This is a genomic window from Anoxybacillus ayderensis (assembly GCF_013761015.1).
GTDB lineage: Bacteria > Bacillota > Bacilli > Bacillales > Anoxybacillaceae > Anoxybacillus > Anoxybacillus ayderensis.
Window position 1 is genome coordinate 195437 of record NZ_JACDUV010000004.1, and the last position, 12774, is coordinate 208210.

13 protein-coding genes are annotated in these 12774 nt (G+C 41.2%); all 13 read left to right on the plus strand.

Annotated elements, in window-relative coordinates:
* The first annotated feature begins 177 nt into the window (after window positions 1-177).
* Entirely contained in the window at window positions 178-1854 is a 1677-nt protein-coding gene (locus HNR63_RS07605; protein WP_181520341.1) for a long-chain-fatty-acid--CoA ligase, read from the plus strand.
* Window positions 1855-1950: 96 nt separating this feature from the next.
* Window positions 1951-2532 carry a fatty acid metabolism transcriptional regulator FadR gene (gene fadR / locus HNR63_RS07610; protein WP_085788313.1) on the plus strand — a complete coding sequence of 194 codons (582 nt, stop codon included), beginning with the start codon at window positions 1951-1953 and terminating at the stop codon, window positions 2530-2532.
* 37 nt (window positions 2533-2569) lie between these two features.
* Window positions 2570-3337, plus strand: coding sequence for an enoyl-CoA hydratase (locus HNR63_RS07615; protein ID WP_181520342.1), 768 nt, complete (start codon window positions 2570-2572; stop codon window positions 3335-3337).
* A 15-nt stretch (window positions 3338-3352) separates the two neighbouring features.
* Window positions 3353-4126: an electron transfer flavoprotein subunit beta/FixA family protein gene (locus HNR63_RS07620; RefSeq protein ID WP_021093817.1), complete on the plus strand. Its 774-nt coding sequence runs from the start codon at window positions 3353-3355 to the stop codon at window positions 4124-4126.
* A 16-nt stretch (window positions 4127-4142) separates the two neighbouring features.
* Window positions 4143-5120, plus strand: a complete 978-nt coding sequence (locus HNR63_RS07625) for an electron transfer flavoprotein subunit alpha/FixB family protein (RefSeq protein WP_181520343.1) — start codon at window positions 4143-4145, stop codon at window positions 5118-5120.
* Between the two features lie 146 nt (window positions 5121-5266).
* A complete protein-coding gene (trxA, locus tag HNR63_RS07630; protein WP_009361800.1) occupies window positions 5267-5581 on the plus strand; it encodes a thioredoxin in 315 nt (104 codons plus the stop codon).
* Between the two features lie 127 nt (window positions 5582-5708).
* Window positions 5709-6917, plus strand: coding sequence for a hypothetical protein (locus tag HNR63_RS07635; RefSeq protein ID WP_181520344.1), 1209 nt, complete (start codon window positions 5709-5711; stop codon window positions 6915-6917).
* Window positions 6918-6993: 76 nt separating this feature from the next.
* Window positions 6994-7941 (plus strand): NAD-dependent epimerase/dehydratase family protein, encoded by a 948-nt coding sequence (locus HNR63_RS07640; protein ID WP_181520345.1) that lies wholly within the window; start codon window positions 6994-6996, stop codon window positions 7939-7941.
* Entirely contained in the window at window positions 7931-8848 is a 918-nt protein-coding gene (locus HNR63_RS07645; RefSeq protein WP_181520346.1) for a lysylphosphatidylglycerol synthase transmembrane domain-containing protein, read from the plus strand. The genes HNR63_RS07640 and HNR63_RS07645 overlap by 11 nt, the downstream gene beginning before the upstream one ends.
* Window positions 8845-10284 carry an alkaline phosphatase family protein gene (locus HNR63_RS07650; protein ID WP_181520347.1) on the plus strand — a complete coding sequence of 480 codons (1440 nt, stop codon included), beginning with the start codon at window positions 8845-8847 and terminating at the stop codon, window positions 10282-10284. The genes HNR63_RS07645 and HNR63_RS07650 overlap by 4 nt, the downstream gene beginning before the upstream one ends.
* Window positions 10284-11006 carry a glycosyltransferase family 2 protein gene (locus HNR63_RS07655; RefSeq protein WP_181520403.1) on the plus strand — a complete coding sequence of 241 codons (723 nt, stop codon included), beginning with the start codon at window positions 10284-10286 and terminating at the stop codon, window positions 11004-11006. Before HNR63_RS07650 ends, HNR63_RS07655 begins: the two co-directional genes overlap by 1 nt.
* 78 nt (window positions 11007-11084) lie before the next feature.
* Window positions 11085-11831, plus strand: a complete 747-nt coding sequence (locus HNR63_RS07660; RefSeq protein WP_181520348.1) for a hypothetical protein — start codon at window positions 11085-11087, stop codon at window positions 11829-11831.
* A gap of 18 nt (window positions 11832-11849) precedes the next feature.
* A complete protein-coding gene (locus tag HNR63_RS07665) occupies window positions 11850-12764 on the plus strand; it encodes an FTR1 family iron permease (RefSeq protein ID WP_181520349.1) in 915 nt (304 codons plus the stop codon).
* The last annotated feature ends 10 nt before the right edge of the window (window positions 12765-12774 follow it).

Consider the following 12774-nt stretch of genomic DNA (forward strand, 5'->3'; position numbering starts at 1 on the left):
GAAACGTTAGCGAAAGTATTGCTTGGATTGTGCGGTGTATTTTTGCTTATAGGTGTCATATACCTTACGTTTTTTGCATAAAAGGTGTCAGTAGGCACCTTTTTTCATTTTTTGATACAAAAATTTCAGAAAATATTATAAAATATAAATAATCTTATAGAAAAAGGGGGAAGAGAAATGGAGAAGCCATGGCTAGCGTTATATCCTCAGCAAGTTCCTCATTCGATTGATTATCCGCGCAAGCCGTTGCAACAATTTTTGCAAGAAGCAGCGGAGCAGTTTCCGCACAAAACAGCGATTCACTTTTTAGGAAAGGAGTTGACGTACAAAGAAATATATGAGCAAGCGATCAAGTTAGCGTCGTATTTGCAACAGCTCGGTTTAGAAAAAGGCGATCGCGTATCGATTATGTTGCCAAATTGTCCTCAAGCGGTCATTAGCTATTATGCCGTTTTGTTTGCAGGTGGTATTGTCGTACAAACAAATCCGCTATATACCGAGCGAGAATTGCAATATCAGTTAAATGACAGCGGTGCAAAAATTATTATTGCTCTTGATTTACTTTATCCAAGAATCATAAAAGTGAAAGCGCATACAAATGTTGAACATATGATCATTACAAGTATAAAAGATTATTTACCGTTTCCGAAAAACGTATTATATCCGTTTGTACAAAAGAAACAAACAGGAATGATTGTGCGCGTCAAACATGAAGGAGATTGTCATTTGTTTACGAAAGCATTATCGTTAGCGAGTGGAAAAGTAAAAGAAGCGCATGTTGATCCGGTCGAAGATGTTGCTCTGCTTCAATATACAGGTGGAACGACAGGATTTCCGAAGGCGGCCATGCTTACACACTATAATTTAACAGCAAACACGTTTATGTGTACAAAATGGATGTATAAATGTGAGCGCGGCAATGAATCCATTCTCGGAGTGCTTCCGTTTTTCCACGTATATGGGATGACGGCGGTCATGAACTTATCCATTATGGAAGGATATAAAATGATTTTATTGCCAAAGTTTGATGTTGAAACGACGTTAAAGACGATCGAAAAACAGCGGCCAACGCTATTTCCGGGGGCGCCAACAATTTACATCGCGCTACTGAACCACCCGAGTTTGAAAAAATACGATTTATCATCGATTAAAATATGTATTAGCGGCTCAGCTCCACTTCCGGTTGAAGTGCAAGAACAATTTGAAACGGTAACAGGCGGAAAAATTATTGAAGGATACGGTTTAACAGAAGCATCCCCTGTGACGCATTCCAATTTCATTTGGGATGGAAAACGAATCAAAGGAAGTATCGGTGTGCCTTGGCCAGATACAGAGGCGATGATCGTTTCATTAGAAACAGGTGAGCGGGCAAATGTAAATGAAATCGGAGAAATTGTTGTTCGTGGACCGCAAGTGATGAAAGGGTATTGGAATCGCCCAGAAGAAACGGCTGCGACGCTTCGGGACGGATGGCTATATACAGGTGACTTAGGCTATATGAACGACGAAGGTTATTTCTTCGTTGTAGATCGGAAAAAAGATATGATTATTGCGAGCGGTTATAACGTATATCCGCGGGAAGTAGAAGAAGTGTTGTATGAGCATCCGAAAGTGCAAGAAGCAGTCGTCATTGGTGTACCTGATGCTTATCGCGGTGAGACGGTAAAAGCATTTATTGTGCTGAAAGAAGGAGAACAGTGCACAGAAGAAGAGCTTGACCAATTTATGAGAAGTAAATTGGCGGCATATAAAGTGCCACGCATTTATGAATTTAGAAAAGAATTGCCAAAAACAGCAGTCGGAAAAATATTGCGCCGTGCGCTTGTTGAAGAAGAAAAAGAAAAGCAAAAATAACCTTTGCACGTTTTTTCTTGACACGCTTTTGACCTCTCTTTAAAATAAAAATATGAATGATTGTTCATTCATATTTTTGAAAGGGAGAATGCAAAGTTGAAACGCGATAAACCGAAGTTTAAACAAATTATTGATGCAGCTGTGATCGTCATTGCTGAAAATGGCTACCATCAAGCGCAAGTCTCGAAAATTGCGAAACAAGCAGGTGTAGCGGATGGTACGATCTACTTGTATTTTAAAAATAAAGAAGATATTTTAATTTCGTTGTTTCAAGAAAAAATGGGATATTTTATTGAGAAAATTGAAGAAGAAATAGAAGGAATTTCGAGTCCGTCGGAGAAGTTGTTCTTGCTGATTCAAAAACATTTTCAAATGTTAGCGGCAGATCCGCATTTAGCAATCGTTACCCAATTGGAACTTCGACAATCGAATAAATCGTTACGTCTGAAAATTAACGAAATTTTGAAAGGATATTTGAAAGTAGTCGATCGGATTGTACAAGAAGGGATTGACAAAGGGGAATTTCGTTCGGATTTAGACGTACGGCTTACGCGTCAAATGATTTTCGGAACCATTGACGAAATGGTGACGACATGGGTAATGAACGAACAAAAATATGATCTTGTCGCATTAGCAAGATCGGTTCATCAGTTGTTAACGAAAGGTTGTTGTGTATAAACAACAACCTTCCGGATATATACGAAGGAGGGGGAACATGTTTTCCGTTCAACAAGAGGGGTATGTGACAATTTTGACGCTTCATCGTCCGCCAGCCAATGCCTTAGCCTCTTCTGTTTTGAAAGAGCTTTCAGAACGGCTTGATACACTAAAAGAAAATGATCAAGTGCGCGTCATTGTTCTTCATGGGGAAGGAAGATTTTTTTCAGCTGGTGCGGATATTAAAGAATTTACAGCGATTGATGGGAGCGAACAAGCGGCTGAACTCGCTCGTGCAGGGCAACAAGTGATGGAGAAAATTGAACAGTTTCCGAAACCGATTATTGCGGCCATTCACGGTGCCGCACTCGGTGGAGGTTTAGAGTTGGCGATGAGTTGCCATCTGCGCATCGTATCTGAAACCGCTAAACTTGGTTTGCCAGAATTACAGCTTGGCATTATTCCTGGATTTGCAGGTACGCAGCGTTTGTTGCGCCACGTCGGTATGGCAAAAGCGTTAGAAATGATGTGGACAAGCGAACCGATAACAGGAGTAGAAGCTGTTCAATGGGGGCTAGCAAATCAAGCGGTACCAGAAGAACAGTTGCTTCATACAGCAAAGCAACTTGCACAAAAAATTGCTCAAAAGAGCCCGATTTCTGTTCAAGCGGTATTGCAGCTTGTTAATGAGGCAAGAACAAAAACGTTCCACGAATGTGTGGAAAAAGAGGCGCAGCTTTTTGGGCAAGTATTTGTTACGGAAGATGCGAAAGAAGGTATTTCTGCATTTATTGAAAAACGGACACCACAGTTCCGAGGAAAATAAGAGGGGGAGAGAAGCATGAATATTTTCGTATTAATGAAACGTACATTTGATACGGAAGAAAAAATTGTGATTCAAAATGGGAAAGTAAGTGAAGAAGGTGCGGAATTTATCATTAATCCGTACGATGAATATGCGATTGAAGAAGCGATTCAAGTGCGCGATCAACACGGTGGAGAAGTGACAGTTGTCACCGTCGGGAACGAAGATGCGGAAAAAGAGCTTCGCACAGCGCTTGCGATGGGGGCCGATAAAGCGGTGCTCATTAACATTGAAGACGATGTAGAAAACCGCGATCAATATACAACGGCAAAAGTGCTTGCGGAGTATTTAAAAGATAAAGAAGCCGATTTAATTTTAGCAGGGAACGTAGCGATTGACGGTGGTTCAGGTCAAGTCGGCCCACGCGTTGCTGAATTGTTAGGCATTCCTTACGTAACGACAATTACGAAACTAGAAATTGATGGAACAAATGTGAAAGTGGTACGCGATGTTGAAGGGGACGAAGAAGTGATTGAAACATCGTTACCGTTATTAGTGACGGCGCAACAAGGTTTAAATGAACCGCGTTATCCGTCATTGCCGGGGATTATGAAAGCGAAAAAGAAACCGCTTGAGGAATTAGAGCTTGATGATTTGGATTTGGAAGAAGAAGATGTCGAAGCAAAAACGAAAACGATTGAAATCTTTTTACCACCGAAAAAAGAAGCGGGGAAAATTTTACAAGGTGACATTTCAGAGCAAGTAAAAGAACTCGTTTCACTTCTTCATACGGAAGCAAAAGTCATTTAATAGGGGGATGGGGATTATGGCAAGAAAAGTGTTAACATTAGCTGAAGTGCGCGACGGAGCGTTGCGTAACGTATCGTTTGAAGCAATTGCTGCGGCAAAAACGATCGCGGAAGGCGGAGAGGTTGTTTCTGTCGTTGTCGGAGCGAGCGTTCGCTCATTAGCGAATGAGCTCATTGCTTACGGTGCAGACCGTGTCATTGTTGTCGAGCATGAAAAATTAGCGGCTTATACACCAGACGGTTATGCTCAAGCGTTGCAAGCGGTTGTCGAGCAAGAGAAGCCAGAAGGAATTGTATTCGGACATACAGCGCTTGGGAAAGATTTATCGCCAAAACTTGCTGCAAGATGGCAGTCTGGGCTTGTATCCGATGTTGTTGCTGTTGAAGAAACGGGAGGAAATATCGTCTTTACGAGACCAATTTATTCAGGTAAAGCGTTTGAAAAGAAAATTGTTACAGACGGTTTCATGTTTGTTACCGTTCGTCCGAACAACATCGCTCCACTTGAAAAAGATGAGAGTCGAACAGGTGCGATCGTTGACGTGCAAGTAGATATAAAGGATTTACGCACAATCGTTCGTGACGTTGTGCGAAAAACAGCAGAAGGTGTCGATTTATCTGAAGCGAAGGTGATTGTTGCTGGAGGCCGTGGCGTGAAAAGTGCCGAGGGATTCGAGCCATTGAAAGAGTTAGCGAACTTGCTTGGCGGTGCGGTTGGGGCATCGCGTGGAGCGTGCGATGCGGGATATTGCGATTATTCTCTTCAAATCGGTCAAACGGGCAAAGTCGTTACACCAGACTTATATATTGCATGCGGCATTTCTGGTGCTATCCAACATTTAGCAGGCATGTCTAACTCGAAAGTGATCGTAGCGATTAATAAAGATCCAGAAGCGAACATTTTCAAAGTAGCAGACTACGGCATCGTTGGTGACTTATTTGAAGTCGTTCCGCTTTTAATTGAGGAGTTTAAAAAACTAAAAGTACATTCGTAAGGCAGAGCATGATGCTTTGCCTTTTCTTTTCAGCATATTTTTTAACGACAAGGAAATAGTAGAAGCGAAGCAAAAGATTGGCGTAATGAATACGTTCAATGGTATACTATGTGCATGGAACTGAAATGCTTAAGGAGGAATGAAACATGGCAATTGTAAATGCAACAGATCAAACGTTTGTAAATGAAGTAAAAGAAGGAGTTGTGCTCGTTGACTTTTGGGCACCTTGGTGCGGACCTTGCAAAATGATTGCACCTGTATTAGAAGAAGTTGATCGCGAGCTTGGCGGCAAAGTGAAGGTTGTGAAAGTGAATGTCGATGACAACCCAGAAACAGCTGGAAAGTTTGGCGTTATGAGCATCCCAACGTTATTTGTCTTTAAAAATGGTGAAGTTGTCGACAAAACAGTTGGTTTCCAACCAAAAGAAGCGCTTGTTGGTCTTTTAAGCAAACATTTATAATCGACATGCCTCGGAGAAATCCGAGGTATTTTTTTTTGAAATTTTATATTGACATTGAAAATCGTTCTCTACTATAATGATAACGGTTAATGAAAATCGTTATCAAAAAAAGGGGGATACATACGAAATGAAAAAACGTCAATTAAAAGCTGTATTTGCTATGTTTTTATTAGCAGGTGGAGTGCTTGCAGGTTGCGGCCAACAAAAAACGGAAACGACAGAGAAGAAGGAAGAAACAAAAGTAGAAGAAAAACAAGAAGAGCAACAACAAGCTGAAACTGAGCAAGCAGAAGAGCAAGTAAACGTTCAAGCGTTCATCGATGCTTATAAAGCGATCAAAGCAGAAACAGAAAAAGCGAAAGAAGGACAACCAGTTGATTGGAGCGTTGTGGAAAAAACATATACAGAGCAACTGCAAAAGCCAATTAACGAACTAGATGGTACATTTGCCCAAACGATTGAAGCAGCGATTCAAGGTGGAAAAAGCGGGGAGCTAAACGTACATCCAGCGCGCCAAATTGTAGATAAAGTGACGCAGTCATATTTTTATCAGTTGCAAAAGAAATTGCAAAAAGACGTTGTAGCTGCACTTGAAGCTGGCGACCAACAAAAAGCGACAACATTGTTCGAACAAATTAAGTTGCTAGCAGCGGAAATTTTCGTTCCAACAGCGATGAAACGTGATGAATATTATCAATTAACGGGAGAATCTAGCCTTGAGCAAAGCATTAACGCTGGTTTAGCTGCGCAAGAAGAAGCGTTAAAAGCAAATAACGTAGATGATTTTAAAGTGTACATTCAGTTAACGGATAAATCGATCTATCGCAGCTACTATTTAGCATCAAAATCATATGCTGAAAAAATTGAAGCAGGTGTGAAAGAAGGTAAAGCAGAAGATGAGCTAAAAGGTCAACAAGCAGAAGCGTGGGGCTTTTTACAAGCGATCAAAGGCTCTTTAGCTGAAGGTGATGAGGCTGCAACAACTCGCTTAGATGAGATTTTATCATTGAATAATGATTACAAAAACATTAAAGCAGAAGAAGTGAGTGCATTATTTGCAAAAGCGTTGTTTGGTAAAATGAAAGGCTATCATGAAAAAGCACCGGCACAGTTAGACGAAAATAACGTTGTCGAAGCGAAAGTGAAAGCGTTAGAAGGAAACATGTTCTTAAAGGCGATCGAATTAGATGTGAAAGCAAAATTAGGTGAACAAAAAGCAACAGAAGTGTTTGCTGCTGCAGAAAAATGGTATAACGCCATTGCTGAAAACAAAAAAGATGAAGCTGCTCAACATAGCAAAGCTGTGCTTGATGCTGTCAGTGCGATCATTCAATAAAAAAGAGCCGCGCATAACACGCGGCTTTTTTGTTGTGATACAATAGTAGCGCATAAACGATGAGGGAGTCAGATAAATGACAAAAGTATGTATCACAGGTGGAGCAGGATTTATTGGTAGTCATCTGGGAAAAAAATTGCTTGAACTTGGGCATGAGCTCGTTGTGATCGACAATTTCCATCCGTACTATTCAACATATCGGAAACAGCGTCAGCTTCAACAAATAAAAGACGTCGGTTTTTTTCACTTTTACGATGTAGATATTTTGCAAGCGGATGTTTTAAAACAAATTTTTTTACATCATCGCCCTAATGTTGTGTTTCATTTAGCAGCGTTACCTGGCGTACAGCCATCATTAACGGAGCCGCTTGCATATATTGACTACGATGTGAAAGCGACAGTAAACGTATTGCAAGCAGCAGGGGAGGCGGAGGTTGAGCATGTGTTGTTCGCCTCTTCTTCTTCTGTGTACGGCGATCAAGCGTTTCAGCCATTAAAAGAAGATATGGCGAATGGACAAGTCGTTTCCCCGTATGCAGCGGCAAAATATAGTGCGGAATCGTTTTGCCATGCATATGCGCATATATACGGCTACACGATGACGATTTTTCGTTATTTTACTGTATACGGACCGTGGGGGCGGCCGGATATGGCCATTAGCAAATTTATTCGTCAATTGTTGCGCGACGAGCCGATTACCGTTTACGGTGAACATACCGCTCGCGATTATACGTTTATTGATGACATTGTTGATGGAATGATTCGAGCGCTAGATCGGAAAGGGGCAAGTGATGTGTTTAACCTTGGGGCTGGTCAACCGGTGACGATGAAGCAGTTGCTTGCAGAGTTCCAAGCCCATTTTCCACATATGCGCATTCATTACGAACCTTCTCGGCTTGGCGATGTCGTCGCTACATGGGCGGATATTACGAAAGCGAAAGAGCAGCTCGGATATGAGCCGCGCGTATCGTTACGAGAAGGATTAGCAAAGACGATTGAATGGGCGAAGCAATATGAAAAATAAACAAATCAACATCGTGATACGGCTCATTAGCTTTCTGTTTATTGCAATGTTTATATGGATGACTGTTCAACATTTTAATGCCCAACGGTTGTTCGATCTTATGCACACGCTTGTTTCGCAACCGTGGCATGCAAGTTATATGTTCATCATGTATGGACTTGCCTTTGTTTTACGTGCAATGGCATGGAAATGGTATTTGCCTCAGGCTCGTTTTCAAACGTGTATCGATGGGTTATTTGCTAGTTTATTTATCAATCACATTTTTCCGATTAAAATTGGCGATGCTGCTCGCATTGGCATATGCGCAAGGCGAGATCGCATCTCGTTTGCGATTGTTGCCGAGTCTGTTATTGTATTACGCCTTCTCGATTTGCTCGTTTTATTTTTCTTTGCTTTTTTTGGTGCAATCGTTTATATGCACACCGTTATTCGTTCCGCCGTTATTTTTCCCCTCGTTTTCGGCGGTATCGTTATGTTGTTTTTCGTCCTTCAACGCATCGACTTGTCATGGCTACAAAAACATAAACAACATTGGAACATGATATGGAAAAGCCGTCGCTTTGTGCCGATTGTTGTTGCTATTGTGTTCAGTTGGATATGTGAAGCTGTCGTTTTGTTTGAAATGGCGAAAATGGTGGCCTTTCCACTTTCATTTGCTCAATCGTTATGGGTAAATAGCATGACCGTTGGAGGACAAATATTTCAAATGACTCCAGGAGGATTAGCTACGTATGAAGCCGTTATGGCATTTGCGTTAACGCGCATTCATCCGTATTGGGAACAAGCATACGCCCTTGCGTTAGTGACCCATTTGTTTAAATTTTTATTTTCTTATGTCGTCGGACTATATGTATGGTTTCGCATCCCGACATTATGGACATTCGTTCGAAAGGAGGACGCAGCGTGAAAAAAGCATCGAAGTTTGAAAAAATAGCGGCAAGATGTTGGAACTTATTAAATGAAGGAAAACCATTTACTCCAATTTTTGTCATCGGAACGATCGTTCTTTTTCATTTATTTGATGGTATGACGTTGGAAGAAGGGGAAAAGTTATTTCGTAGCTTTTTACTCACCCTCCCCCTTTTCGTTTTGTACTACGTATATGACTATCCGTTATTTTTACGTAACTATTTATGGGTTCCGTACGTCATGTTTTTAATGATTTGGTCTTTCGTTCCAACGAGCTTACTTTTGCTTGCTGTCAGTCTCTACTTCTTTTTTACCGTTTTCTTTTGGGGAACGTTATATTATCATTTACGCATTGGAACAACGTGGTTGAACTTCACTCGCTTTTGGAAACTCGTATTAAAAAATAGCGACTCTACAAGCGGAAATGCGCAAGAACAATTACCGAAAGTGTTGCTTCTTCTTTCTATGTGGGAATACGGGATGCAACATGATGTACATGTTCCGTCATTCATTGCTTTTTACGCATTTGTTTTCATATGGTCGTTTGTTTTGCATCGCTATTTATTTGACTGGAAACCGAAAGTCATCGATCAGTACACGAACAATGTGCCGACAAATGATAGGCCGTTGAGTGATCGCGTCATCGTCCTCGTGATTGATGGGATGAGAAAAGATCGTTTTGAACAAGCAAACGCTCCATTTTTAAAATCGCTCCGTGCCAACGGAACAGATTTTACACAAATGGAAACAGTATATCCTGCTCGGACGGTCGTTTGTTTTACGTCGATGCTTACAGGAACGTATCCGTTTGAGCACGGTATTCGTTCAAATATGGTATGGAAGTTAGGCATTCGAGTAGAAAGTATTTTTGATTCACTTCGAAAAGCGGGGAAAAAAGGAAAAGTGCTCGGTATCGCTCATCTTGTCGATTCCCTAGGAAATGATGTCGAAACAGTGACAGCTGTCATGCATAACGATGTGGCAGACCGTAACATTATGGAGCGGGCGAAACAAATCATGGCCGAACAAGATTTAGATTTATTTGTTGTTCAATTTATTGGAACGGATCAAACCGGTCATAGTCGTGGTGTACATTATGATGAGTATGTGCAAAAAATTGAAGAAGTTGATCGGCTCATTCAACAATTTGTTGAATGGCTACACGAGAAAGGGAAAATGGACAACACGACGCTCATCGTTTGTGCCGATCATGGACAAGCAGATGGAATTGGTGGACACGGCCATTTAGACGAAGGAGAACGATATGTCCCATTTTTCATGTACGGTCCGATGATTGAAAAAGGAAAGCGCATTGACGAAAAACATAGCCTCGTTTCCCTTGCTCCAACGATTGCTTATTTGTTAGGAGCTCCATATCCGAGCCATAGCCGTGGCCCTGTGTTAGTTGAAGCGCTGAAGAAAGAGGGAAGATGATGAAAGTCGTTGTATTTTTGCCTGCACATAACGAGGAAGAAGCGATTGGAGAAGTCATTCGTCGTATTCCGAGACATATTGGATCGAATATAGAAGTGCATGTACTAGTCGTTGACGACGGCTCAACGGATCGTACGGTTGACGTCGCTAAGCAGGCGGGAGCTGATTTCATTTATCGACACGAACGAAATCGTGGGTTAGGGGCAGCTGTACGTACCGGCTTACAACAATGTGTCGAACTTGATGCCGACATCGGTGTCATGATTGATGCAGATAATGAATATCCGCCAGAGCAAATCCCAGATCTCATCATGCCTATTTTATGTGGAGAAGCGGATTATACAATGGGTTCTCGCTTTTTAGGAACGATTCATGGGATGAAATGGCATCGCCGCATCGGAAATTATATGTTTACGTTGCTTCAATCCATTTTATTAAAAACATGGATTTACGATGGTCAATCAGGCATGCGGGCTTTTTCACGTGAGGCGATGGAAGAAGCGGAAATTATTCATGATTACAACTACGCTCAAGTATTGACGTTAAATTTAGTTCGCAAAGGATTCCGCTTAAAAGAAGTGCCGATTGTATATCAAGTGAGGACAACAGGTCAGTCGTTTATTAAGTTTACAGCTTACTTAAAACACGTTCTTCCTGCGATCGTGAAAGAAATGTGTCGCCCGGTAAAACGAAAGTATATGCGCTCTGTTCAACAACGCTAGAGAGAGAGATTCTCTAGCATTTTTTCTTGACAACAATCATGATAATTATTATCATTATCATCGAAGGAGGAGATCGGAGTGAAAAAGTTTTTATTTTTTTGTTTATCAATGATATTAATTTTCACTTCAGCCCCTATGTCTTCGTTCGCTTACTCATACGGTGATCCGAACGAAGAAGCGGTTGCTGAAGCGTATAAAGAGATGGTCGCCAAAGCGCAGGAGAAAAAGTTCGATGAAGTGAAGGCGATTTATGAAACGGTGCAAAAAGAAATTGATATGCATATGGGACCTGAACCGTCTGAGATTATTTTAGAGGCGATTGAAAATAAAGATGAGGATACGATCGTTTCAGCAATGCAAAAAGTGCTTGTGTTAAACGTTGCGCGTCGTTTAGAAAATGTAGAAAAGAATTTCGATAATTACGATACGAGCAAACGTTTATTAGCGAAAGCATTTGCTACATATAAAGCCCTTTCCCCGATTGTACAACAAAACGATGCCGAGTTAGATGAAAAATTAAAACAACAGTTTGATGTTGCCCTTCAATCGCTCGGGAATCCGGGATTGTTTGGAGTAGGAAAGAAAGAATCGAACATCAATCAATTTAAAGAAAGCAAACAAACGATTTTGAAAGCGTTGCAAGATCAATTTGAATTAGAAAATATTGAAACGGGTCATTTTACTGAAGAAGATTTAGATCGATTAGCAGCGGCAAAAAAGAAGGAATGGACGGATTTGTCGGATGTGAAAAACTGGATTCCGATTATTGCTATTATCGCCGTTATTGTTGCGGTTGTCGTGTATGCCGTGAGAAAACGGAAGTAAAGAAAGGGGGCACATGCGTTGGAAGTTCAAGCACTGCTCATTACGTTTCGTGAAGCGTTAGAAGCGCTATTAATTGTTGGGATTATTACATCGTATTTGAAGCGCATTGATCAATCACGTTATGTGAAATATGTTTGGCTCGGCGCAGGGCTAGCTGTGTTTGCAAGCGCGATTGTCGCATTATTATTCCAAGTCGTGCTAACTGGTTTTTCCACGATGGCAAGCGAAATATATTTAAAGGTGAGCATCATCTTCATTTCTTCCATCTTGCTGACGCAAATGGTATTTTGGATGGCAGAACATAGCAAAGATATAAAAAGTAGTATGGAAGGAAAAATGAGCAAATACGTGTCTAAAGGGGACGTATTTGGTATGGTGATGCATTCGTTTTTAGTTGTACTGCGCGAAGGAGTAGAGACGGTGTTTTTCTTCGCTGCCATTACAGGTGGAAACATCGGAGCAGCGGTACAAGGATGGGGAGCCATTACCGGTTTGACGATCGCTGCTATTGTCAGCTACATGTTCTTTAAAGGAACGATGCGCGTACCGTTAAAAACGTTTTTTAAAGTCACAGGTGCATTTATCATTTTGATTGCCGCTGGGTTGCTTGTACAAGGCATTTCGATGTTGCAAGACTTAAAAATTATCGGTAGCGTCATGCCGCACGTGTACGATATTACATGGTTTATGCCAGAACATCCGATTGACCATGAACATTTCGTGCGCGATACAGGACAAGAACCGATTTTTTCTGGTGACGTCGGTATTTTCTTCAAGGCGTTATTCGGTTATTCATCGATGCCTTCACTTGAAGAAGTGTTAGCATATATTGGTTATTTCGTCGTCATTTATTTACTTGTGAAAACACGTTATGGTACGAAAGAAGAAAAAAACGAAAAAAATGAGAAGGTGCTTGAACAACAAGTGATGTAAAGTACAAGGG